21 protein-coding genes are annotated in these 24,936 nt (G+C 43.0%); 14 read left to right on the top strand and 7 right to left on the bottom strand.

Annotated elements, in window-relative coordinates; genetic code table 11:
- Positions 1 to 11 precede the first annotated feature (11 nt).
- The 4 genes from L1272_RS15335 to map all read right to left on the bottom strand — a co-directional run bounded on the left by L1272_RS15335 (position 12) and on the right by map (position 7,677).
- Complete coding sequence (locus L1272_RS15335) at positions 12 to 3,122, bottom strand: efflux RND transporter permease subunit (protein ID WP_235373791.1); 3,111 nt, start codon at positions 3,120 to 3,122, stop codon at positions 12 to 14.
- Positions 3,123 to 3,399: 277 nt separating this feature from the next.
- Complete coding sequence (gene dapD, locus L1272_RS15330; RefSeq protein ID WP_054553126.1) at positions 3,400 to 4,227, bottom strand: 2,3,4,5-tetrahydropyridine-2,6-dicarboxylate N-succinyltransferase; 828 nt, start codon at positions 4,225 to 4,227, stop codon at positions 3,400 to 3,402.
- A 9-nt stretch (positions 4,228 to 4,236) separates the two neighbouring features.
- Positions 4,237 to 6,855, bottom strand: coding sequence for a [protein-PII] uridylyltransferase (gene glnD / locus L1272_RS15325; RefSeq protein WP_062566881.1), 2,619 nt, complete (start codon positions 6,853 to 6,855; stop codon positions 4,237 to 4,239).
- Between the two features lie 12 nt (positions 6,856 to 6,867).
- Complete coding sequence (map, locus tag L1272_RS15320; RefSeq protein ID WP_258536709.1) at positions 6,868 to 7,677, bottom strand: type I methionyl aminopeptidase; 810 nt, start codon at positions 7,675 to 7,677, stop codon at positions 6,868 to 6,870.
- 247 nt (positions 7,678 to 7,924) lie between these two features.
- Here map and rpsB point away from each other — a divergent pair, with 247 nt between their 5' ends.
- The 14 genes from rpsB to L1272_RS15250 all read left to right on the top strand — a co-directional run bounded on the left by rpsB (position 7,925) and on the right by L1272_RS15250 (position 21,276).
- Positions 7,925 to 8,653, top strand: coding sequence for a 30S ribosomal protein S2 (gene rpsB / locus L1272_RS15315; RefSeq protein ID WP_054553123.1), 729 nt, complete (start codon positions 7,925 to 7,927; stop codon positions 8,651 to 8,653).
- Between the two features lie 103 nt (positions 8,654 to 8,756).
- On the top strand, positions 8,757 to 9,608 hold the full coding sequence (tsf, locus tag L1272_RS15310; protein ID WP_062566883.1) for a translation elongation factor Ts: 852 nt from the start codon (positions 8,757 to 8,759) through the stop codon (positions 9,606 to 9,608).
- 151 nt (positions 9,609 to 9,759) lie between these two features.
- Positions 9,760 to 10,509, top strand: coding sequence for a UMP kinase (gene pyrH, locus L1272_RS15305; RefSeq protein WP_054553317.1), 750 nt, complete (start codon positions 9,760 to 9,762; stop codon positions 10,507 to 10,509).
- A gap of 14 nt (positions 10,510 to 10,523) precedes the next feature.
- Positions 10,524 to 11,081 (top strand): ribosome recycling factor, encoded by a 558-nt coding sequence (gene frr, locus L1272_RS15300; protein WP_054553121.1) that lies wholly within the window; start codon positions 10,524 to 10,526, stop codon positions 11,079 to 11,081.
- Positions 11,082 to 11,185: 104 nt separating this feature from the next.
- Positions 11,186 to 11,965: an isoprenyl transferase gene (locus L1272_RS15295; protein ID WP_054553120.1), complete on the top strand. Its 780-nt coding sequence runs from the start codon at positions 11,186 to 11,188 to the stop codon at positions 11,963 to 11,965.
- Positions 11,966 to 11,987: 22 nt separating this feature from the next.
- On the top strand, positions 11,988 to 12,854 hold the full coding sequence (locus tag L1272_RS15290; RefSeq protein WP_138599318.1) for a phosphatidate cytidylyltransferase: 867 nt from the start codon (positions 11,988 to 11,990) through the stop codon (positions 12,852 to 12,854).
- The gene (gene ispC / locus L1272_RS15285; RefSeq protein ID WP_235373790.1) at positions 12,851 to 14,050 is read left to right on the top strand and encodes a 1-deoxy-D-xylulose-5-phosphate reductoisomerase; all 1,200 of its coding nucleotides are present in this window, start codon (positions 12,851 to 12,853) and stop codon (positions 14,048 to 14,050) included. Before L1272_RS15290 ends, ispC begins: the two co-directional genes overlap by 4 nt.
- A 1-nt stretch (position 14,051) precedes the next feature.
- Entirely contained in the window at positions 14,052 to 15,404 is a 1,353-nt protein-coding gene (gene rseP, locus L1272_RS15280) for a sigma E protease regulator RseP (protein WP_054553117.1), read from the top strand.
- Between the two features lie 105 nt (positions 15,405 to 15,509).
- Positions 15,510 to 17,981 (top strand): outer membrane protein assembly factor BamA, encoded by a 2,472-nt coding sequence (bamA, locus tag L1272_RS15275; protein WP_054553116.1) that lies wholly within the window; start codon positions 15,510 to 15,512, stop codon positions 17,979 to 17,981.
- A 12-nt stretch (positions 17,982 to 17,993) separates the two neighbouring features.
- Positions 17,994 to 18,512 carry an OmpH family outer membrane protein gene (locus L1272_RS15270; RefSeq protein ID WP_054553115.1) on the top strand — a complete coding sequence of 173 codons (519 nt, stop codon included), beginning with the start codon at positions 17,994 to 17,996 and terminating at the stop codon, positions 18,510 to 18,512.
- 9 nt (positions 18,513 to 18,521) lie between these two features.
- Positions 18,522 to 19,562 (top strand): UDP-3-O-(3-hydroxymyristoyl)glucosamine N-acyltransferase, encoded by a 1,041-nt coding sequence (lpxD, locus tag L1272_RS15265; RefSeq protein WP_235373789.1) that lies wholly within the window; start codon positions 18,522 to 18,524, stop codon positions 19,560 to 19,562.
- A 10-nt stretch (positions 19,563 to 19,572) separates the two neighbouring features.
- A complete protein-coding gene (fabZ, locus tag L1272_RS15260) occupies positions 19,573 to 20,025 on the top strand; it encodes a 3-hydroxyacyl-ACP dehydratase FabZ (RefSeq protein ID WP_054553113.1) in 453 nt (150 codons plus the stop codon).
- 2 nt (positions 20,026 to 20,027) lie between these two features.
- The gene (gene lpxA, locus L1272_RS15255; RefSeq protein ID WP_054553112.1) at positions 20,028 to 20,798 is read left to right on the top strand and encodes an acyl-ACP--UDP-N-acetylglucosamine O-acyltransferase; all 771 of its coding nucleotides are present in this window, start codon (positions 20,028 to 20,030) and stop codon (positions 20,796 to 20,798) included.
- A gap of 109 nt (positions 20,799 to 20,907) precedes the next feature.
- Positions 20,908 to 21,276, top strand: a complete 369-nt coding sequence (locus L1272_RS15250) for a septal ring lytic transglycosylase RlpA family protein (protein WP_054553111.1) — start codon at positions 20,908 to 20,910, stop codon at positions 21,274 to 21,276.
- On the opposite strand, the gene cydC is transcribed toward L1272_RS15250, so the two are convergent.
- From cydC to cydX, 3 genes are read right to left on the bottom strand one after another with little or no spacing between them, the layout of a single operon-like run.
- Entirely contained in the window at positions 21,273 to 23,033 is a 1,761-nt protein-coding gene (cydC, locus tag L1272_RS15245; RefSeq protein WP_235373788.1) for a thiol reductant ABC exporter subunit CydC, read from the bottom strand. The genes L1272_RS15250 and cydC overlap by 4 nt on opposite strands.
- Entirely contained in the window at positions 23,026 to 24,786 is a 1,761-nt protein-coding gene (gene cydD / locus L1272_RS15240; RefSeq protein ID WP_235373787.1) for a thiol reductant ABC exporter subunit CydD, read from the bottom strand. The genes cydC and cydD overlap by 8 nt, the downstream gene beginning before the upstream one ends.
- Positions 24,776 to 24,928, bottom strand: a complete 153-nt coding sequence (gene cydX / locus L1272_RS15235; protein ID WP_054553108.1) for a cytochrome bd-I oxidase subunit CydX — start codon at positions 24,926 to 24,928, stop codon at positions 24,776 to 24,778. Before cydX ends, cydD begins: the two co-directional genes overlap by 11 nt.
- Positions 24,929 to 24,936 lie beyond the last annotated feature (8 nt).

The following is a 24,936-nucleotide window of genomic DNA, read 5'->3' as shown; positions in this document are numbered from 1 at the left end:
TGTTTTAATACTCATTGATTCGATACCAAGCTTAAAGGCGTTTTTTCTGGTTGCTGTTTGTTATTAACAGGCGGCAGTTGTCTGCCAAGTTGCAATAAACTTGGCATTAATATCAGGGTGAATAGGGCGCTAATGGCCATGCCGCCGACGATCACAGTGGCAAGGCCACGGTAAATTTCTGATCCTACCCCCGGCATTAGCATAAGTGGCAGCATGCCAAATAAGCTGGTTAAGGTACTTAAGTAAACGGGTCTTGCGCGCAGTAGCACAGCTTGGCGAACGGCGTCTTCTCGATTGAGTCCTGCGGCCATCGCAACACGGGCTTGGTCAACCAACAAAATGGCATTATTTACCACCAGACCCAGCAAGATAATAAAGCCAATCATGGTCAGTAAGTCGAGCGATTGGAAGGTAAATAAGTTAAGTACGAATAGGGCCAGTACACCGCCTGCAATTGCCAATGGCATGACAAGTAAAACTAATGCGCTGTCTTTGGCTGACTTAAACAATGCGGTCATTAGCAAGAATAAAATAAACAGAGCCAAGATAAAGTTGATTGTCATTTCTTGCATGGCCGAATTCATCTTTTGTGCGTTACCCGCCAAAATCGCACCAGAGCTGTCAGGCAAGCTTGCACGAACTTTTGGCATAACTTGCTCAGAGAGAATAGTTTGCGCTTGTTGCAAGCTCATGTCTGCTGGTGGCGTGACAACAATACTCACGGTACGGCGGCCATTAACACGTCTAAGCTGTGTTGGCCCCACGGTGCGCTCAATATTGGCAAGCTCACCTAAAGTTTGAATACCTGATTGCGGGGTTACAATAGGCAGTGCTTTAAGCTCCTCTGGAGTTTGCCACGGTATGCCGCGCAAAATCACGTTCATGCGTTCGTTGCCATCAAAGTATTCATTAACAAATAACCCACCTGTATAGGCTTGCACTGCTTGAGATACATCACGACGAGTTAGCCCTGCTTGGGTTATACGACGGTCATTGGGTGTGAGCCTAAGTTCTGGCTCTGCCATATCGAGTCGTGGTTGTGGCCTTGCAGTGGCATTCGGCATTGCTTCGGTGACAGCTTGCAGCGCCACATTAGCACCGGCTATTAGCTCGTCCATATTCGGACCCGTTAAATCGATATTGATATTACGACCATCACCGCCATTAGCAACTTGGATCATCGACCCTCGAAAGAAGAATACTTGGGTGTCGGGTAAATCAATGAAGATTTCTTCTCGGGCTACCTTCATTAGTTCTTCAACACGTTGCGGATCGGCAGAATAAATAAAACCGCCAGCGTTCGAACCAAAAGCATAAAAGTTAAAATCTTTTATCCCCGGCTCTTTTTCACCTGTGTAATAAGGCATTAAGCGCTTTTTAATACGCATCAGCAGTTCTTCTTCCATAAACTGCACATTGCCGCCAGGCGGGGTGTTCAAGTTAAAGAAAAAGCCATCGGTTGGTGCGCGCGGCATAAAATCAGTTTTCGGGAGCATGGTCATGGTCGCGACGAGTGAGCCACCCAATAACGACACTATCCATACTATTTGTTTAACGCGGGTATTGGTAAGCGCCATGATGAAGTTAGTTAGCTTATACCAATATTTACTATAAGGATCCGCTTTGAGCTCTTTGTCTGGCCAAAAGTGGTTAGCTAACGGGATTAGTGTAATTGCGCAAATCATAGAGGCAATTACAGCAATAGATAAGGTGAGCGCCAAGTCAGAGAATAACTGCCCCTCAATACCTGCCATAAATAAAATTGGCAAGAAGATAGCAACGCTGGTGGTGGTTGACGCAAATAAAGCGCCAGTTACTTGAGCTGCGCCTTTTAGCGCGGCTTTTTTACTATCAAAGCCTTCGCTTCTGAGCCTTGCGATGTTTTCTTGCACTATGATGGCGGCATCAAGTACTAAGCCAACAGCAAAGGCAAGGCCCGCCAATGAAATAACATTTAAGCTACGGTCAAAAATATTCAACGTTAAAAACGCGACTAACAAAGAGACAGGAATCGTCGCTGCAATCACAAATGTGGCCTTTAAGCCTCTAAAGAACAGCCACAAGATTAAACACGACAGCAGAACACCTAGGCCTAAGTTACTTTTAACCAACGACAAAGCATTACGAATATGCACTGAGGCATCAAAACTTAATTCAATCGATAAGCCATTCTCAGCCAGCGGCCCTTCGTTTAGCTCTTTAATAGCAAGGTTAATGTTGTCGAGTAGGGCAACGGTATTGGCTTCGTTAGCGCGCGAAATACGAATGTAATACGCAGGTTTACCATTTCGACCACTCATTCCTAAACGGTCAGAAAAAGTGCGCTCTACACTTGCGATATCGCCAAGGTAAATAGGTCTATCGCCTGAATAGCCAACGCGCATTTGTGCCATGCTTGATAAATCATATTGCCCCGTAAAGCGCACGGTATATTGACGGCGGCCAACATTGGCAAGGCCACCAGAGGTATCGCGTGAGCTGGCTAATACGTTACTGATTTGGTCAAGGCTGACGCCAAGAGCGGCGGCTTTGTGAGGGTCAAAAGTAATACGTAATTCTTTTGGTCGCTCACTGGCTAAATCAACGCGGGCAACACCAGGAATACGTGCCAAACGGGGCTCAACAAATTCATCGATTTGTTTTTGGAACTGTGCCATGTCTAAATCAAGGCTGTCGCTGTTAAAATCTTTTGGGGTGACCAGTAACGTAGCTGCGGCTTCGCCATTATTGCCGCCAGCAAAAACCACAGGATCAAATGCATCTAACGGCAGAGGCGGCGCTTGGTTAAGGCTAGTTAACACATCAAGCATGGCCTGTTGCATGTTTTGCCCAACAGCAAAAGTTAACGTGATAGAGCCATTGCCACGGTTAATGTAAGTATTAACCTCTAAGGCACCCGGGGTGTTTTTTACTGCGTTCTCGAGCGGCTCAATGATCACCGATTCAATCTCTTCAGGTGCAGCTTGGCGCCAGCCAGAGAAAATAGTGATCTGCGGTTGCTCGATATCTGGTGTGAGCTGAATTGGCAGCTTAAAAATACTCAACATGCCAAACAACATAATCAACACCAAGATGACAATAACACTCGCAGGGTTTTTCAGCGAACTACGTGTCAGGTTCATTGTGTGTGTTCCAAAATCAGTTTGTGTGCATTGTAGTGCGATGTAAAAAAAGTGCCAGTGAGGTAAATGAAATGTATGTCAGAAGTAACGCTGAATAGCCGTAATTAAGCGATAAAGTGTGTATTTGAAATAAGATGTAACAATTTAGCTGAGGCGCTTTAAGTTAAAAGCCTTAAGTCCTAAGTTTTAAGCTCTAAGTACAAAAAAGCGCGAAACTAGTTAGCATCGCGCTTCTTATATCTAAAATTTAAAGCTGACGGCTTAAAGCTCCGCTTTATTATTCATCAATCGAGCGAAGTAGGGCATTAATACCTACTTTTTCGCGAGTTTGCTGATCAACTTTTTTCACTATGATGGCAGCATATAGGCTGTGCGAACCATCTTTTGACGGTAAAGAACCTGGAACAACAACCGCACCGGCTGGTACTCGGCCGTAATGGATTTCGCCAGTTTCACGGTCATAGATACGTGTGCTTTGGCTGATGTAAACACCCATTGAGATAACAGCGCCTTCTTCAACTACAACGCCTTCAACAATCTCAGAACGTGCGCCAATAAAGCAGTTGTCTTCAATAATAGTTGGGTTAGCTTGTAGTGGTTCAAGCACACCACCAATGCCTACACCGCCAGATAAGTGAACGTTTTTACCAATTTGTGCACATGAGCCAACCGTTGCCCATGTATCAACCATGGTACCTTCATCAACGTAGGCGCCAATGTTGACATAAGATGGCATAAGCACCACGTTTTTACCTACGAAGCTGCCTTTACGTGCCACAGCATTAGGCACAACACGCATGCCGCCTTGTTGGAATTGCTCTGGTGTATAGTCGCTAAATTTAAGGGGTACTTTGTCGTAAAACTGATTAACACCATCGCTCATTGGTTGGTTATCACGAATACGGAAAGACAGTAGCACCGCTTTTTTTAACCATTGATGTACAACCCACTCACCACTGATTTTTTCAGCAACACGTGCAGCGCCGCTATCAAGTAATTCAAGCGCGTCGATAATAGCTTGTTTTACTTCACTTGATACCGTGCTTGGGCTGATGCTATCGCGGTTGTCCCAGGCGTTTTCGATCATGGTTTTTAAATCTGACATAAGATCCTCTTATTCGGTTTCTGCGTTGAGTTTTTTACGCAATGCTTGATGAATTTTAGCCTGTTCTTCGTCTGTTAATGCTTGGTATTCGTTATTTGATACCACGAAGAAATCTTCTGCACGTTCACCAACTGTGGTGATCCGTGCGGCATGAATATGTAATAAGTGCGCTTGAAATACTTCCGCAATTTTTGTTAATAGACCCGGAATATCCACCGCTTGAATTTCAATTAAGCTGCGGTCTTTACGGGCATGCGGTCTAAGCACAATTTTTGGTTTGATATTAAAGTCTTTGAAGCGCTGAGAGCGATTCTTTTTAAGGCGAATTTTCTTTTTCGGGTCGCTAATTGCAAGATCTAAAGCACGTTTAATGCCTTGCGAACGGTTACTCGCAATCGGGTCACCATTGACCTCTAAAATAACAAAGCTAAATAGCACGTAGCCATCTTTTGTGGTCAGTACCTGCGCATGTTGAATTTGCGCTTTTTTCGAACCAATCACACTAACTAAACGTGAGAATAAACTGCCCGAGTAAGGGCTATAAGCAAAAACTTGTGTACCACCATGCATTGCGGTGTTAGACACGGCAACGCTAGGCTGGCTTAAATCGTCACAGCTTAGTAGGTGCTCTGTGTGCCACGAAATCTGTTGCTCACTAAAAGCGGTAAAGTAATTGGCTTTAAAGCGACTCCAAATTAAGTCGATTTGATCTTCGTTACAACCGTGGTTCAGTAAGCGCTGCTTGGCTTGCTGTTTTTTATCACGTATTTGGTCACGTTGGTCCATTGGGTTTTCAAGCCCTAAACGAAGCGCGCGCTGGGTGTGTAAATACAGCTCACGTAGTAGGGTATTTTTCCAATCGTTCCATAGGTTATCGTTAGTTGCGCGAATATCGGCTAACGTTAAGCAGTACAAGTAATCAAGCTGACGCTCATTTTTCACTTTACTTGCAAAGTCTTTAATCACATCTGGGTCATTAATATCTTTGCGCTGCGCTGTAACCGACATAAGTAAGTGATTAGCCACTAACCACGAAATAAGCTTGCCATCTGAGGCTGGGAAGCGGTGTAGCTTAGCAAACGCGATTGCATCAACTGAGCCAAGCTCAGAGTGATCGCCACCACGGCCTTTAGCAATATCATGGAAAATACCGGCTAAATAAAGTAACTCAGGCTTGTCCATGCGAGTGACAATTTCACTACATAACGGAAATTCGCTGACTTTTGATTTATCAAAGTACTTATAAATATTGTTGATGAGTTTATGGGTATGTTCATCCACGGTGTAGGCATGAAATAAATCAAACTGCATTTGCCCAAAAATATTACGCCACTGTGGTAAGTAGGCAGCGATAATGCCGTGTTTGTGCATCAGCGTAAATGCGCGCCCCATACCGTTAGGATGTTTGATTAAACGCAAAAATGCTTCGCGACAGGCGGCGTAGTCTTGTAAATCACCCAATAAACGACGGCGAACTTGGCGCATTGTACGTATGGTACTTGGGTAAATATGGGTGATTTCTGGGTTATCAGCAATATGCTCGAACAACACAAATAGCTGATCACGGCGGAAGAACACCGACGGATTCTTAACACGAATTTGATGGCCAATACGCTCAAAGTTACGGTCAAGTTCAATCACAGGTAACTCACCGGCACCCGGTAAAATACTTTGCTCAAAGTATGAAAGCAGCATTTGGTTAAGCTCACGTACGCGGCTCATGATCCTAAATAAGCGTTTCATCATGCGCTCGACCGAGGCCTTTCCATCACTACCAAAGCCGAGAATTTCTGCGGCATGAGGTTGATGATCGAACAATAAGCGGTTTTCAGAGCGACCCGCAGCGATGTGTAGCGCAAAACGAATGTTCCAAAGGTTTTCTAAACACTCAGACAGCTCTTGGTATTCTTCGTGAGTAAGATAGCCGTGATTTATGAGTTCTTGTAATGTTTCGGCTCTAAAGTGCTTTTTAGCAACCCAAATAATGGTCTGTAAGTCTCGCAGGCCACCTGGGTTCTCTTTGATGTTAGGCTCAAGGTTATAAGCCGTACCATGGCATTTTTTATGGCGTAAGCTTTGTTCTTGTACTTTTGCCAAAAAGAATTCGTCTGAGCGCCAAATAGGCGTATCTATTAAATGATTTTTTAATTTTTCGAATTCGATATGGTTACCGAAAATTAATCGGCTTTCGAGTAAGCTGGTGGCAAATGTCACATCTTCGCGTTTTTGTTCTAATGCTTGTTCTATAGTGCGAACGCTGTGACCAATTTCTAAATTTAGATCCCAAAGCATGGTAACGAACTGGCCAATTTTTTCGCACACGGCTTCACTTGGCTGCTCGCTTACCAGCAACATAAAGTCGATATCGGAATAGGGGTGTAGTTCGCCACGACCATAACCACCCACAGCAATCAGGGCAAGATCACTTTCGTGAGCAAGGTCGTAATCGTGAAACAGTTTAATTAATAAGCGGTCGATAAACTCAGCGCGGGCATTAATTAAGTTGCTAACGGGTTGTTTTGAGAATTCGTTCTGTAGCCATTTATAAAAATAACTAGAACAGTCGCGATAATCGCTAAGTTGCTCAGCTTGGCTGAGCAACTTTTTTACTTTATTGGGTAATGCCACTGGGGCTGGCTCCTAGTGTTCGATGATCCTATCAATAGTATCATCTGATCGGAGCGTTAAAATTTCAACACCATTTTCAGTCACTAACAGTGTATGTTCCCACTGTGCAGACAATGAACGGTCTTTTGTTACTACAGTCCAGTTGTCTTTAAGTAGCTTACATTGGCGTTTACCAGCATTAACCATAGGCTCGATTGTTAAGCACATACCTGCTTTTAATACTTCGCCAGTACCTGCTTTACCATAGTGCATTACTTGAGGTTCTTCGTGGAACTCAGCACCAATGCCGTGACCACAATATTCACGAACGATAGAATAGCTAAAGCTTTCTGCGTATTTTTGAATTGCAGCACCAATATCACCCAAGCGTACGCCTGGTTTTACCATTTTAATTGCAAGGTATAGGCTTTCTTGTGTGATATCAGCAAGGCGCTTGCCTTGAATGTTAGGTGTACCAACGTGGAACATCTTAGATGTATCACCGTGATAGCCATCTTTGATCACAGTTACGTCGATATTGACGCTATCGCCTTCTTTAAGTGGTTTGTCATTTGGAATACCGTGACAAATTACATGGTTCACTGAGGTGCAAATTGATTTTGGGAAACCGTGATAATTAAGCGGTGCTGGAATAGCATCTTGAACATTAACAATATAATCATGACAAATTGTATTTAGTTCATCTGTGGTTACACCTGGCACCACATGCGGTTCTATCATTTCTAGTACCTCGGCGGCTAAGCGCCCGGCAACACGCATTTTTTCGATTTCTTCAGGGGTCTTGATCACAGCACTCATTGAGGCTCCAAAGTTGTTTTTCAGGTCAGTTTTTAGTGCACAAATTTTGCACTAGACGTTGAGTTTTCGATTTTAATATGGTATAAAGCGCGCCGTCTTTTTACAAATAAATTCTTAACTGATTTTTTGTATTTAAGGCAAACACAATTTTATTTTAACACACACACGTATCGTCACATACACTTGGGTGCACTTAAGTTACAAATTAACTACGGTGTTGGTGCTATGGGATATGTGGAGGCCTAACCCTAAATTATAGAGGATTATACAAATGGCAAACGTTTCAATGCGCGATATGCTTCAAGCTGGTGTTCACTTTGGTCACCAGGCACGTTACTGGAACCCTAAGATGAAGCCTTTCATCTTCGGCGCTCGTAACCGTGTTCATATCATCAACCTAGAGCAAACTGTACCAATGTTCAACGAAGCACTTAAGTTCTTATCGAACGCAGCTTCTAACAAAGGTAAAGTACTTTTCGTTGGTACTAAGCGCGCAGCAAGCGAAGCAGTTAAAGAAGCAGCTCTTCAAAGCGAGCAGTTCTACGTAAACCACCGTTGGTTAGGTGGTATGTTGACTAACTGGAAAACAGTTCGTCAATCAATCAAGCGTCTTAAAGACCTTGAAGCGCAAAGCCAAGACGGCACTTTCGAGAAATTAACTAAGAAAGAAGCGTTAATGCTTACTCGTGAAATGGAAAAGCTTGAAAAGAGCCTTGGTGGTATCAAAGACATGGGCGGTCTTCCAGACGCGCTTTTCGTTATCGATGCAGACCACGAGCACATCGCTATCCGTGAAGCTAACAACCTAGGTATTCCAGTTGTTGCTATCGTTGATACTAACTCTAACCCAGACGGTGTTGATTACATCGTACCTGGTAACGACGATGCGATCCGTGCTATCCAACTTTACACAGGCGCTGTATCAGCTGCGATCACTGAAGGTCGTGAGAACAACATCGTTGCTCAAGCTGAGAAAGACGACTTCGTAGAAGCTGAGTAATTAGCTGTCATCAAGTCTTCATCTAATTAAGATGAAGACTTGTTATTCTTGTTAAGCGGCCTATACCGCTTCCCTATAACAGAATTCAATTGAGGATATTCTAATGGCTGTAACTGCTGCCCTAGTTAAAGAATTACGCGAGCGTACTGGCGCTGGCATGATGGATTGTAAAAAAGCGTTAACTGAAACTAACGGTGACATCGAGTTAGCGATCGAAAACATGCGTAAGAGCGGTGCTGCAAAGGCTGCTAAAAAAGCAGGTAACATCGCTGCTGAAGGTACAATCTTAATCAAAGAAGGTAACGGTTTCGCTGCACTTCTTGAAGTTAACTGTCAAACTGACTTCGTTGCTAAAGACGCTAACTTCCTTGGTTTCGCGAACCAAGTTCTTGACGCTGCTGCAGAATCTAAAGCAGACATCGAAGCACTTAAAGCACAATTCGAAGAAACTCGTGTTGCGCTAGTTGCTAAAATCGGTGAAAACATCAATGTTCGTCGCGTTGAGTACATCGACGGTGACAAGCTTTCTTCTTACCGCCACGGCGACCGTATCGGTGTTGTTGTAGTTGGTGAAGCTGACGAAGAAACACTTAAGCAAGTTGCTATGCACGTAGCTGCGTCTAAGCCTGAGTTCGTAAACCCAGAAGACGTACCAGCTGACGTTGTTGAAAAAGAAAAAGCAGTTCAAATCGATATCGCGATGAACGAAGGCAAGCCTGCTGAAATCGCTGAGAAAATGGTTATCGGTCGTATGAAGAAATTCACTGGTGAGATCTCTCTTACTGGTCAAGCTTTCATCATGGAACCTAAAAAATCAGTTGGCGAAATTCTTAAAGAGAAAGGCGCAACTGTTTCTAACTTCATCCGTTTAGAAGTTGGTGAAGGTATCGAGCGTAAAGAAGAAGACTTCGCTGCTGAAGTAGCTGCTCAAATCGCTGCTGCAAAAGGCGAGTAATTTTCTAACTTAGTGACGTAGGGCAATAAGATGAAATTAATCTGCTATTAGCTTTTGCGTCACTGATGAAAATTCTTTAAAATAACCGCGTTTTATGTGTAACCATAGCGCGGTTATTTTTTATCTCATTACTAAGGCTGGCCCAAATATTATGACTATCAATCGTAAACCTATTTTTAGACGTGTTCTTCTTAAACTTAGCGGTGAAGCATTAATGGGAGACGAAGGCTTCGGCATCGACCCAAAAGTACTTGACCGTATGGCTCAAGAAATTAAAGAACTTGTAGAGCTCGACGTAGAAGTAGGTTTAGTTATCGGTGGCGGTAACTTCTTGCGTGGTGGTTCATTAGCAGAAGCGGGTATGAACCGCGTAGTTGGCGACCACATGGGTATGCTTGCGACTGTAATGAATGGTTTAGCAATGCGTGATGCACTGCACCGTGCATTTGTAAATTGTCGTTTAATGTCTGCTATCCCACTGAACGGTGTGTGTGATGCTTACAACTGGGCAGAAGCTATCAGCCTATTAAAATCTGGCCGCGTTGTAATTTTCTCAGCGGGTACAGGTAACCCATTCTTCACGACTGACTCAGCAGCGTGTTTACGTGGTATTGAAATTGAAGCAGATACTGTAATCAAAGCGACTAAAGTGGATGGTGTTTACTCTGATGACCCAGTGAAAAACCCAGACGCTACACTATATCGCCACTTAAGCTACAATGAAATCATTGATAAAGAGCTTAAGGTTATGGATTTAGCTGCATTTACGCTGGCGCGTGACCACAACATGCCATTAAGCGTATTTAACATGAATAAATCAGGCGCGCTTAAGCGTGTTATTATGGGCGAAGATGAAGGAACGCTTATCTCTTCACAAGCCTCAGATGAAACTAGCAAATAGATTAGGATTGAACCGTGATTAACGATATCAAAAAAGATGCGTCAGAACGTATGCAAAAAAGTGTTGCGGCACTAGGCAGTCAATTATCTAAAATTCGCACAGGCCGTGCGCACCCAGCATTACTTGACGGTATTCAAGTGTCTTACTACGGTGCTGACACGCCATTAAACCAAGTTGCTAACGTAACAATTGAAGACTCTCGTACACTTGCAATTAGCGTGTTCGATAAGTCACTAGCGCAAGCAGTAGAAAAAGCGATCATGGCTTCAGATTTAGGTTTAAACCCAATGTCTGCAGGTACTGTTATTCGTGTTCCACTTCCTCCACTTACAGAAGAGCGTCGTAAAGACCTTATCAAAATCGTACGTGGCGAAGTTGAAAGCGGTCGTGTTGCTGTACGTAACATCCGTCGTGATGCAAATGGCGACATTAAGAGCTTATTGAAAGAAAAAGATATTTCTGAAGATGAAGCACGGCAAGCAGAAGACGAGATCCAAAAGCTTACTGATAAGTTCATCAAAGAGATGGACGCACAACTAGCTGCAAAAGAAGCTGAGTTAATGGAAATCTAATCGCTGCTGTTTATCTTTCAGACACTGATTCTGTAAGTAAACAGGCGTAACTAAATTTATTAGTTTTGAAACGCCGTCTAGGGTATACTAGACGGCGTTTTTTTATGGAATACTCGATATTTATGGTTCTTAACGCTGATAAAATTTCCCAGCAAAGTTTGCCTAAGCATGTCGCTATAATCATGGATGGCAACGGACGTTGGGCACAAGCGAAAAATCGCCCACGTGTTTATGGGCACAAAAAGGGCGTTGATGCGGTTCGTCAATCAGTGCAATTTTGTACTCGCTTAGGTATACAGTCGTTAACACTATTCGCATTTAGTAGCGAAAATTGGCGACGTCCAGAAGACGAAGTAAATACGCTCATGGAGCTATTTTTATTTGTACTGGGCAAAGAAGTTAAAAAACTTCATAAAAATAATGTAAAGCTAAACATAATTGGTGATTTATCACGCTTTTCAGAAGGTTTGCGCAATAAAGTTGATGCAGCCCATGAATTAACTCGTAATAATACGGGTCTACAGTTAAACGTGGCAGCTAATTATGGTGGACGTTGGGATATTACTAACGCCGCAACAACGCTTGCGAAAAAAGTCGCAGCCGGTGAAATGGCCGCAGAAGATATTACTGAAGAGCTAATGGCTGAACAAATGAGTATGGCCGACCAAGGTGAGCTTGATTTAATGATCCGCACCGGTGGAGATTTACGCATCAGTAATTTCCTTTTATGGCAAGCGGCTTATGCTGAGCTTTACTTTACCGATACGCTTTGGCCAGACTTCAATGAAGCTGCATTTGCTGACGCTATCGCATGTTACGTTGCCAGAGAGCGACGATTTGGTTGTACAGGCGAACAAATAAAACAATTACTCGCCGAGACCTAATTACTAGTTGAAGGTACACACATTGCTAAAACAACGAATTTTAACCTCGCTCGTGTTGGCACCACTTGCACTTATTTTGGTTTTTTATACCCCATTAACACTATTTAGTTATATCGCCGCTGGTATTGTTTTGCTCGGTGCGTGGGAATGGTCTGCATTTATGGGCCTATGCGATAAAGTTAAACGTTTTGGATTTGTTGCAGCAACGGCTGCATTTTTGGCATTACTTAACTGGCATTGGCCCATTGAATCACTTTGGCAAAATGGTCAATTAGTGGGTGATGCAAACTACCTATTTACCTTGTCATTTGCATGGTGGATTGTGGCAACTTATTTAGTTTGGCGCTACCCAGCTATGGCAAAGGCTTGGAATGAAGGCATTGTAATGCGTGCCATTGCAGGCTTTTTAACGCTAGTGCCACTTTGGCTTGCACTAAATACACTACGTAGCGCAGGGTATGGTGAATCTACTCACTTTGGTTCAATGTTAATTTTAGTTGTACTTGGTATTGTATGGAGCGCTGATATTGGTGCTTACTTTACTGGTAAAAACTTAGGTAAACGTAAACTAATGCCAAAGGTAAGTCCTAATAAAACGATTGAAGGTTTATTAGGTGGTGTAGTAGCTTCGGTTGTTTTTGTTTTAGCATTTTGTTACTTCACTAATGTTGATATGAGTGTTTGGCCAATCTATGCCGTGATGACTGCATTTATCGCGTTATTCTCAGCCGTAGGCGATTTACTCGAAAGTATGTTTAAACGAGAAGTTGGCTTGAAAGACAGCGGTTCATGTTTACCTGGTCACGGCGGTATTTTAGACCGTATCGATAGCTTAACCGCAGCTGCGCCAATCTTTGTACTTTGTTACGCGTGGACACTGAGTTTATGAGCAAAGTTGAGCAACTTGTCGTACTGGGCGCAACTGGTTCAATCGGTTTAAGCACCTTAGACGTTGTTTCTAGAAACCCAGAGCGTTTCGCGGTTTTTGCTCTAGCGGCGGGGAAAAATACCGAGCAAATGGCTGAGTTGTGTATCGCACATCAGCCTAAATTTGCTGTAATGGCTGATCAACAAGCCGCTAGCGCGCTTTCAAACTTACTCACTAATAGCGAATGTAACACTCAGGTATTAGCAGGTGTTGATGCGATGTGTGAGCTTGCTGCACATACAGATGTTGATGCAGTGATGTCGGCGATAGTAGGTGCAGCAGGTCTGTTACCGACTTTAAGTGCAGTTGAAGCTGGCAAAAAGGTCTTGCTCGCTAATAAAGAGTCGCTCGTTATGTCAGGTCAGTTGTTTATTGATAAAGTAAAACAACATGGCGCCACTTTACTGCCTATCGACAGCGAACATAATGCGATTTTCCAATGTATGCCAGCATCGCTACAAAATACATCTGGCTTACTTGCTGACAATGGCGTGAGCAAAATCTTGCTGACTGGTTCTGGCGGTCCCTTCTTAAAGCGTGATTTAGCGACATTATCATCAGTGACTGTTGCAGAAGCGGTGGCACACCCTAATTGGTCGATGGGACAAAAGATTTCTGTTGATTCAGCCACTATGATGAATAAAGGCCTAGAGTTTATAGAAGCCAAGTGGTTGTTTAACTGCTGTGCCAGTGATATTGAAGTGGTGATCCACCCACAAAGTATTATTCACTCTATGGTGCAATATCAAGATGGCTCAGTGCTTGCGCAAATGGGCAATCCAGATATGCGCACACCAATAGCGCATGCTTTAGCTTTTCCTGAGCGTGTCGATGCGGGTGTAAAACCGCTCGATTTTTCACAAATGGCAGATTTTACTTTCACTAAACCAGATTGTGCCCGTTACCCTAATTTAAAACTTGCCATTGATGCGTGTGAAATGGGGCAAGGTGCAACCACCACAGTAAATGCGGCGAATGAAATTGCCGTTGCTGCCTTTTTAAATGGTCAAATCGGCTTTACAGATATTTATCGAATTAACGCTGAAACGCTCAACGCAACACAAAACATCAACGTGCAAACTCTCGATGAGATTTTAGCTTGCGACCAAGCTGCACGTGTAAAAGCGACTGAGTTTGTAAAAAGAGGCATCAACTAGCATGTTTGATTTTTTCTGGAATCTTGGCTCATTTATTCTCGCCTTAGGTATTTTAGTGACTGTGCATGAATATGGTCATTTCTGGGTTGCGCGAAAAGCGGGCGTGAAAGTGCTACGTTTTTCAATTGGCTTTGGTAAGCCGTTGATCAAGTGGTACGACAAACAGCAAACCGAATATGTGGTTGCTGCAATCCCACTAGGTGGTTATGTCAAAATGCTTGATGAGCGTGTTGACGAAGTGCCGCCAGAGCAGCGTCATTTATCATTTAATGCTAAATCAGTAAAAGCACGTATTGCGATTGTGGCTGCAGGCCCGATGGCAAACTTTTTATTCGCTATTTTTGCACTTGCTGTGATGTATATGGTGGGGGTGCAGTCATTAAAACCTGTGGTGGGTGAGGTGACTCAAGGCAGCCGTGCCGCTGCTGCTAAGATTGAGCCAAACCAGCAAATTATTAAAATTGGTGAAGACGACATTAACACTTGGCAAGATGCCACATTCTCACTTATGAGTCGCTTAGGTGAGCAAAGTGTTGTGGTAACGCTTCGTGATCAAAATTATCAAAAACATGTGCGTACTCTTAATTTAGATGGTTGGAAATTAGATCAACAAGACGTTCCGCCATTAACCTCGATAGGTATTGTACCGTTTCGCCCTAAAGCACTTTTAGAAGTAGCCATGATCAGTAAAGGCTCGGCGGCAGAAGCTGCAGGTTTACAGGTTAACGACAAAATACTTGCTGTAAATGGTGAAAATATCAGCAGTTGGAGCAAGTTAGTTTCATTAATTCAGCAATCACCTAACAAATCCTTACAATTTAGTGTACAAAGGCAAGATAGTATAAAAGAACTGACAGTAACGCCACAAAGCAGAACCAATGATACAGGCGTTGCTCAGGGCTTTTTAGGTGTGTCTCCGGTGGTCGAGCCATGGCCAGAAAACTATATTGAAACTAGACATTATGGCCCCGTCGATAGTATTGTGCTGGGCATACAAGAAACATGGCGTTTAATTACCCTTAGTTTTGACATGATTGGTAATTTAATTACTGGTCAGGTGTCGGTTAAAAATTTAAGTGGTCCGGTGGGCATTGCAGTTGGCGCGGGAACTAGCGTAAGCTATGGCTTGGTTGCCTTTTTAAGCTTTTTAGCATTAATTAGTGTAAACCTTGGTGTATTTAACTTATTGCCGCTGCCAGTGCTAGATGGTGGGCACTTAATGTATTACATAATTGAACTTTTTCGCAAAAAGCCGGTCTCTGAGAAGACGCAAGAATTTGGTTTTAAAGTGGGGGCCTTGCTGCTTCTATTTTTAACATGTTTCGCTTTGTTCAATGATGTATCGCGTTTATAACAAATAAGCGAAAAATTCCAATTTGAACACGATTGTAAAACACCAAAAAGTTTATTTAAAAAGGTGTTGAGCGGTAATACAGTTGTAAAGGATAAAGATAACAAAATGGCTATAAAAAAACATTTGGCAGTTTCAAGTTTATTAGGCGCTAGCTTTGCAGCCCTAGGCCAAAACTCCTTTATTGTAGAAGATTTAAAAGTTGAAGGTTTACAGCGTGTTGCACTGGGTGCTGCGTTAACGCATATTCCGATCAATGTGGGCGATAATATTGATGAGTACACAATTTCAAGAACCATAAAGGCTCTCTATCGTTCTGGTCACTTTGACAATATTAAAGCATTACGTGATGGCAACAGTGTTATCTTCCGAGTGACTGAGCGCCCAACGATCAGTATGATCGAATTTGATGGCAATAAAGATATCAAAGATGAGCAGCTAAATGAGTCGCTAGACCAGCAGGATATCCGTACTGGTGAGCCGCTTGATAAAACAGTTCTTGATAACATTGAAAAAGGTCTAGTTGAATTCTTCCACAGTATTGGTAAGTACAATGCAAAGGTAGAAGTTAGTATCACTAAGTTACCTCGAAATCGTGTAAAACTATTATTTGAATTTGATGAAGGTGATGCTGCATCAATTCGTCAAATCAATCTCGTTGGTAACGAACTTTTCTCTGATGAAGAGCTGCTTAAATTAGCTGAGTCACAGCAAGATTTGCCGTGGTGGAAGTTCATGTCGAGCGACCGTTATCAAAAGCAAACCATTGAAGGCGATTTAGAGAAAATTCGCAGTTACTACCTAGACCGTGGTTACCTGCGCTTTAATATCGATTCAACACAAGTATCTGTAAGCCCTGAGCGTGACTCTGTTTATGTAACAGCAAATATCACCGAAGGCGTTAAATACAAAGTGAAAGGCTTTGACTTTATTGGTGACTTGTTAGGTCGTGAAGAACTCATCAGAAGTGTTATCCCGCTGAAAACAGGTGAGCTTTATAATGGCTCTGTTGTGACCTCTTCAGAAGAGTTTATCAAAAGCTACTTAGCGCGTTTTGGTTATGCTAATGCTGAAGTGCGTACCATCCCAGAAATTGATGATGAAAATAAAGAAGTTCAATTAACGCTATCGGTTAATCCGGGTAAGCGTGTTTATGTTCGTCGTATCATTGTGGGTGGTAACCAAAATACCTCTGATGAAGTAGTGCGCCGTGAAATGACACAGCTTGAAGGTGCGTGGTTGTCCAATCAAAGCCTTGAGCGCTCTAAACTGCAAATTCAGCGTTTACCCTACATGGAAAGCGTTGATTTTAATGTGGTGCCAGTACCAGGTGTAGATGACCAAGTTGATGTAGATTTTACTGTGAAAGAACAATCTGCAGGTAGCTTTAACGCAGGCCTTGCCTATGGTTCTTACTTAGGTCTGCAATTTAACATTGGTGTCAGTGAATCAAACTTCTTAGGGACCGGTAACCAAATTGGTTTCAACATCAATACCTCACGTGGTTCTGAGCGTATTAGTGTGTCTTATACTGACCCTTACTTTACGCCTGATGGTGTATCGCAAGGTAGTAGCATTTTCTACAGTAACTACGATGCGAGTAAGTTTAGCCTAATCGACTATAAATCGAAGAGCTATGGTATTGGTACTAACATTGGTTTCCCAATCGATGCAGTAAACCGTATTAACTTTGGTGTTCGTTGGGTACAAGAAGAACTGTCAGATATTGCTGAGTACGAGCAAACACGTGTTATTCGTGAAACCTTCTTAGATCCAAATAACCCAGATGCAGGTTTTGACTTTACTAAGTACGAGCTAAGTGCAGGTTGGTCACGCGTTACTGTGAACCGTGGTTTATTCCCAACAGCAGGTTCGCGCCAATCTCTTAACTTAACTGCAACAACGCCAAACTCTGATTTACAGTACTTTAAGCTAAATTACGATTCACGTTTTTATTGGCCAATCAGTAATGACCATAGCTGGGTATTCTCAACGCGTGCGGCGCTTGCATATGGTAATGGTTATGGTACAACCAATGGTTATGACCAAACACTACCGTTCCAAGAGTTCTTCAGAATAACTGAAATGGAACTACGTGGTTTTGATCGAAATACGATTTTACCACGTGCTGTATCACGTGTTCCGCAAACTATCCCTGGCACGCCATCACATGATGGTGCACCGACAGGTAGCATTGGTGGTGCATCAGAGTTTGACCAGCTTTACACAGCAGGCCGAATTGGTGGTAACGCCAAAGCGGTCGCAGGGATGGAGCTTATTGTTCCAACACCTTTCTTAGATGAAGAAAACACTAGCTCTGTACGTACCAGCTTCTTCGTAGATGCAGCAAACGTATGGGATACAGAGTTTAATATTGACCGTTATCAAAACCTGTCAACAGATGAGCGTGCTAAATTGGATGATTACTCAGATCCGATGCGCTTTAGGGTTTCAACCGGTCTTTCTCTACAATGGATCTCTCCGATGGGTCCAATGCTGATCAGTTTTGCGTATCCATTGCAAAAAGAAGAAGATGACGATACGAAGACCATCAGCTTTAACATTAGTAATACATTCTAAAGGAGTTTTTTCGTGAATAAATCAATTAAATCAACAGCTTTTGCACTACTTGCTACTTTATCTATGGGCCTATCTACTAACGCATTTGCCCACAAAGTAGGTATTGTTGATATGCAAGAAATCTACAAACAAATCCCACAAATGGCGAAAGTAGAGCAAACTTTAGAAGCTGAATTCTCTGAGCGTCGTCAAGAGCTAGAAAAACTTCAAGGTGATATTCGTTTTGAAGCTGAAAAGTTCAAGCGTGAAGCGACAACGATGAGCGACAAGCAAAAAGAAGAATTACGTACTAAGATTCAAGGTATGCAGCAACAACTTGCTGAAAAAGGTCGTCCTTTAGAGCAAGAAATCAAAATGCGTCAAAACCAAGAGCTAGCTAAAGTTCAAAAGCTAATCTTAGATGCAATCGAAGAAGTAGCGAAAGCTGGCAAATTCGATGAAGTTAAAGTTAAAGAAACAACGATTTATGTTAACCCTAAAACTGTCGATGACTTATCAAGCAAAGTTGTTGAAAAAGTAAGTAAGCAATAGAAATCATATATGCAAAACTACACGCTTTCGCAGATAGCGGATCTTCTGGGCGCTGACCTTCAAGGTGACGGCGCTACAGAGATTAAAAAAATATCTACACTTGCAAATGCCCAACATGGGCATATTGCATTTTTAGCGAACAAGAAATATCGCTCGCAATTAGATGATACTCAAGCAAGTGCGGTGATTTTATCATCAGCAGACGCTGAGTACTTTTCGGGTAATAAGCTCATTGTTGCTAACCCTTATGTTTGTTACGCCAAGCTTGCTCAGCTAATGGACACCACACCGCGCTCAGCAGTGACGGGTATTCACCCTAGTGCAGTCATTCATGATTCAGCTTCGATTGGTAATAATGTCGCGATCGCCGCCAATGTGGTGATTGAAGCGGGTGCTGTTATTGCTGACAATGTGCAGATTGGTCCAAACTGTTTCATTGGTGAGCATGCAAAAATTGGTCAAAGCACTAAGCTTTGGGCAAATGTAAGCATTTACCATGAAGTTGAGATTGGCTGCGACTGTTTATTCCAAGCGAATACAGTCGTGGGCAGCGATGGTTTTGGTTACGCTAATGAGCGTGGGGAATGGGTGAAAATACCGCAACTTGGCCGAGTAATCATCGGTGATAAGGTTGAGGTAGGCGCGTCTACTACGATTGACCGTGGTGCATTAGACGATACGATCATCCATAGTAATGTAATTATCGATAATCAATGTCAAATAGCGCATAATGTCGAGATCGGCTCAGGCACAGCGGTTGCCGGTTGCACGGTTTTTGCCGGAAGCGTCGAGATCGGTAGGAATTGTCAGATTGGTGGTATGGTTGCAATTAATGGTCACCTTAGCGTATGCGATGGTGCTATAATCACCGGCATGAGTATGGTGACGAAAGCAATCACAGAGCCTGGAATCTATTCATCAGGATTACCTCATCAAACTAACAAAGAATGGCGCCGAAGTATTGCCCACATCCGCAATCTTGGCGATATGAAAGACCGCATTAAAGCTCTTGAGTCACTGACTAAGTCACTCAATATTGAAGACAAATAAGGATGCTATTTTGGCAAATGAATTAAATAGTCTTGATATCCAAGATATTTTAAGTTTACTTCCGCATCGTTACCCGATGCTACTTGTTGACCGTGTTCTAGATTACACGCCAGGCGAGTCGTTACATGCGATTAAAAATGTAACAGTGAACGAACCTATTTTTACGGGTCATTTTCCTAATCAACCTATCTTTCCAGGTGTGTTGATTTTAGAAGCAATGGCCCAAGCAACTGGCTTACTTGGCTTTAAGACAGTTGAAAATCGTAGCGATAACGAACTATATTTATTCGCTGCGATTGATAATGCGCGATTTAAACAGCCAGTATTACCTGGCGATACTATGCATTTACATGTAGAGTTTTTAAAAGAGCGCCGCAATATATGGAAGTTTGCAGCAGAAGCAAAAGTTGACGGCAAAGTAGTGTGTACTGCCGAAATCATGTGTGCGAGAAGAGAGTTTTAATAGTGATCCATCCTACGGCGATAATCGAACCAGGTGCAAAACTTGGAAATAACGTATCAGTTGGCCCTTATAGCTACATCGGTAACGATGTAACTATTGGTGATAACTGTATCATCGAATCTCATGTGGTTGTAAAAGGCCCATCGACGATTGGTTCTGGTAACCATATTTTCCAATTTGCTTCGGTCGGTGAAGCGTGCCAAGACAAAAAGTACGCGAATGAGCCTACAACCTTGATCATTGGTGACAACAACGTGATCCGTGAGTGTGCGACCATTCACCGTGGTACGATTCAAGACCAAGGTGTAACAAAAATTGGTAGCAACAACTTATTTATGGCTTACACACACGTTGCGCATGATGCAGTAGTGGGCGATAACGTTATTTTTGCTAATAATGCCTCTGTTGCTGGCCACGTACACGTAGGTGACTGGGTGATCCTTGCTGGTAATTCAGGTGTTCACCAGTTCTGTAAAATTGGTTCACATGCCTTTGTTGGTATGTACTCAGGTGTTAATAAAGATGTGCCACCATTTGTAACGACCATTGGCACGCCGGCAGGCCCTGTAGCAATCAATACTGAAGGCATGAAACGCCGTGGTTTTGAAAGCGATGAAATCATGGCAACACGCCGTGCATATAAAACGCTTTACCGTAAGAGCTTAGGTGTTGAAGAAGCAATCGCTGAGCTAAGTGAAGATGCTGCGAAGTATCCAGCTGTTCAGTTGATGATAGACTTCGTGAAAAGCTCTGAGCGCGGAATTATTCGCTAATCAAAAGCTAATTACTAAAAGCCACCTTAAGGTGGCTTTTTTGTTTTTATAGTTCAGGTTTTGCTAAGTCAGTGCTTGTTATCTTCACGACAAAAAAGGATCTAGTAATATGAATAAACTCATCATCTTTGCATTGTTAAGCTTAATAATAAGTGGTTGTAGTAGTGCGCCTTCAGTATCAAAAGGAGCAATAGAAAAAGGCAAAGCCAGTTATTACGCTGATAAATATCATGGCCGAATGACAGCAAGTGGTGAGGTGTTTAATCAACAGGCATGGAGCGCGGCTCATCAAACGCTTGGCTTTGGCAGCAGAGTGAGGGTCACCAATATTAGTAACAATAAAAGTGTGATTGTTACCATTAATGACCGCGGCCCATTTATCCGCGGTCGTATTATCGATTTATCAAAAAAGGCGTTTTCACAAATTGCCTCAGTCAAGCAAGGTGTGATTGATGTTACTGTTGAGCAGCTCGATTAAAAACGGGTAATAAGCTCTACGTAGTCGGCTTCATTAGCCATCAATTCAGCATGACTTGCAAAGGCTCTTACTTGTCCTTGTTCTAACCAAATAACCTTATCAACACGACTTAGCATTGCTGGGTCGTGGGTAATGGTCAACATGGTTTTATCTGCCCATATTTTCTCAAGTGTAGTCAGCAAGTTTTGCTTAGTGTGGTTATCTAGACTCTCTGTTGGCTCATCAAGAATGATTAAATTACCTTGCCTTAATAGGGCTTGAGCTATGGCAATACGACGTGACTGACCATGAGAAAGCTTTCTGCCTGCGGTTCCTAAGCGGGTATTAAGGCCGGCTTTTAAGTTCTTAAGCCAATAGCCAAGTTCAGCGTTTTCACAGGCTTCAATAAGCATCTCATCTGTCGCATCAAAAGCTGCATAGCGTAGATTTTCACGTAGCGTGCCATCAAAAATATGATGCTGCTGGGCAACTATCGTTAGCTGCTTAAAGCGTGTTGCAGTGCTCAAGCTTTCAAGTTCAAAGTTATCTTGCTTGGTGGTGAGCTTTAATGAGCCTGATTGCAACGGCCAAAGGCCAGTGAGTAAGTTAACTAGAGTGGTTTTTCCACTGCCACTGGCACCGACTAGGGCAACTTTACTGCCGGGTGTAATCGCAAAATTGATATTTCTAAGGGCTTTACTTTTTGCCCCCAAGTATTGGTAATTGACCTCGCTTAGCTCAAGACCAAGCCCTGATTTGTCAGCTAATTGGTTTGCTAGCTGATCATCTAAGTTGTTTGGCTTTTCGGCTAAGCTGTTGTGTTTATCTTCAAGATCAAACAGTCGCTTTGCGGCACTTAAAGTAAGCGGCAATTCAATAAATGCCGTAGGCAGAGTGAGCACGGTTTCAAAGTTTGCTAATACAAATAACGCGAGCATCGCCAGTTCAACGTTTTTCATAGTCCCTATTGCAACCAGTGGAATTATCATAAATACACTTGCTAGCATGGTGAGTTGTATCACCAAAGTGTTTAAGCCATTACTATTTGCTATGGCCTTGTGACGATTGTAGAGCTGGCTGTTGTATTGTTTACTGAGTGAATCACAATGCGCTAATTGCGCCGCATGTGCTTGATAGACAGCAAGCTCTCTAGCACCTGATAACGTATCGGCAAGTTCAGATCTTAACTCGGCTGAGAGCTGGGTTTCGTTATCCGCTTGTTGGTGAAGCTTATGGCTTAACAATGTGGGAAGCAGTACGCCAATAATTATCAGTGAAGTAAAGCACACTAATGCAACGTCAGCTTTATACATGGCCATGAAGGCCATTACTATAGGAATGCTGAAAAGGGCGACAATAATAGGCAGCAGTACATTTAGGTAAAACTTATCCAGCGCATCGACATCATTCTGTAGCCGGTTAAATAAATCGCTACTACGACTCATTGCTAAGTCAACGTTGTTCAGTTGGCTCAAAGTCTTGAACATGTTTACGCGAATTTCGCTCAGTAATAAAAAGGTAGCATTATGAGTTATCATCCGCTCACCGTAACGAGACGCTGTGCGCACGATAGCTAAAAAGCGGATCACTCCAGCTGGGGTAAAGTAATTCATCTGCACACCAGCAATGCCCGCCGCTGCCATGGCTGCTAAAAACCACCCCGATATAGCGAGCAAGCCTACATTAGCAAGTACCGTTAAGCTTGCTAAAAAAGCCCCTAAAAGCAGCATGCCAGTATGAGGTTTGCACAGTTTTAATAGACGTATAAAGTTATGCATGGGCGTCACCTTGGCTTACCAGTTTAGCAAATAGGCCAGCTTGCTCAGTCAGTTGCTGGTACTGACCAGATTCAACAATGTGACCTTGTTGCATAACGTAAATCTTATCGGCGTGTTTAACCGTATTCAGTCGGTGAGCAATAACCAGCACTAAGTGATCTTTTGCATACTCGCGGATCGCTTGATTGATTAAATGCTCGGTTTGGCTGTCTAAGTGAGCGGTAGGCTCATCTAGCATTAGCACAGGGGCATTCTTCAAAAATGCACGAGCAAGGGCAATACGTTGTTTTTGCCCACCAGAGAGGCCTTCTCCTTGCTCACCGAGCAAGGTATCAAAGCCATCAGGTAGTGCAGTAATAAACTCAAGTGCGCCAGCTTTACTTGCTGCTTCATCGAGCTCTGCTTGGCTTGCATCGGGTTTAGCTAAACGCAGGTTCTCTGCAACGCTCCGATAAAATAACGTGGCTTGCTGTGGGATCCACGCCAGCTGTGCTTGCCAATCAGCTAATGCAGTATCACTCAGTGGTTGCTCGTTAATGCTAATGGCATTATTGGCCTGATGATGAAAACCCAATAGGCAATCAAACAAGGTACTTTTACCCGAGCCACTTTCACCCACAAAGGCAATTAAGCCTGAGCTTGGCAGGGTTAAGTTGATATCAGTTACCCCTTCGTTTGTTTCAGGGTAATGAAAGGTAAGCGCATTCAGCTGTATATGCTTTATTGGTAACTCAAGTTTAGATGACCCTACATGTTCATCTGAGTCGCTTTGATTGATTATGTCGACCATATCAGCAGCGGCACTGATCCCTTCAAGTTTTGCGTGATAATGAGTGCCCATTTGTCGAAGTGGTAAGTAAAACTCAGGGGCCAGTAGTAACACCACAAATCCAGTGGCAAAATCGAGGGTACCAAAAAATAATCTAAAGCCAATGATCACGGCAACAAGTGCCACACTAATGGTGGCTAAAAACTCAAGGGCGAAAGACGATAAAAAGGCGACTTTCAATACACCCATGGTTGCTCCACGATAATCATCAGAAATCTGACTGATGCTATTTAGCTCACGCTTGGTTGCATTAAAGAGCTTGAGTTGAGTCAGGCCTTGTAATCGGTCAAAAAAGTAATTACCAAGTACCGCAAGTTGTTGCCAGCGATCTTGGTTTAACTGCTCCGCTTTATGGCCCACTAAAATCATAAAAAAGGGGATAAGCGGGGCTGTTAAAAGGAATATGAGGCCTGCTTTGTAATCGGTTGGAAAAATCACCACTAATATCGCTATTGGAATAAGCGCACTATAAGCCACACTTGGAATGTAATTAGCGTAATATTGATGCAGTGCTTCAACCCCATTATGTAAGGTGTTAAGTGTTGCGCCATGACCTTTTTGTTCACTGTAGGCTGGCCCAAGTTTGCTGAGCTTTTCTAGCAATGTATTTCGCATCACGTTTTTTATTTTTAACGCGGCGCGGTTACTTACGCGTTCACTTAGGGCAACCAACAAAGCACGAACTAAAATTAGCCCAGCCAGCGGCCATAATAATGGGCTTACGGCTTGCAAGTTTGCTTGTTCAAACATGACTTGATGAGCCGCGTTTGCAAGAAGATAACAAGAGGCAATCATTAATAGGGCGTTGAGTGTGCCCAAACTAATGCTTAATTTAAGAAGCCCTGAAGCGGACTGACTATATTGCTTTAAAAAAGCGCGCAGCGTTTGTTGCTGCGCGCGATTTGGTCGGGGTTTAGTTGTCATCGGTGTTTTTGAGTCTCGCGTAAAGCTCTAGCTCATCATCAGCAATCGAATCTTTATGTTGGTGAAATTCGTACCACATTACGTTGATCACCCCAAGGGTACAGGCTAATAGAACACCTAAAATCCAGGCAAAATACCACATAATTAAAT

Origin of the sequence: Pseudoalteromonas sp. PAST1 (genome assembly GCF_021532515.1) — a bacterium.
Lineage (GTDB): Bacteria > Pseudomonadota > Gammaproteobacteria > Enterobacterales > Alteromonadaceae > Pseudoalteromonas > Pseudoalteromonas simplex.
Note: the sequence above shows the minus strand (reverse complement) of the source record. Positions and strands in the feature narration are given on the sequence as shown.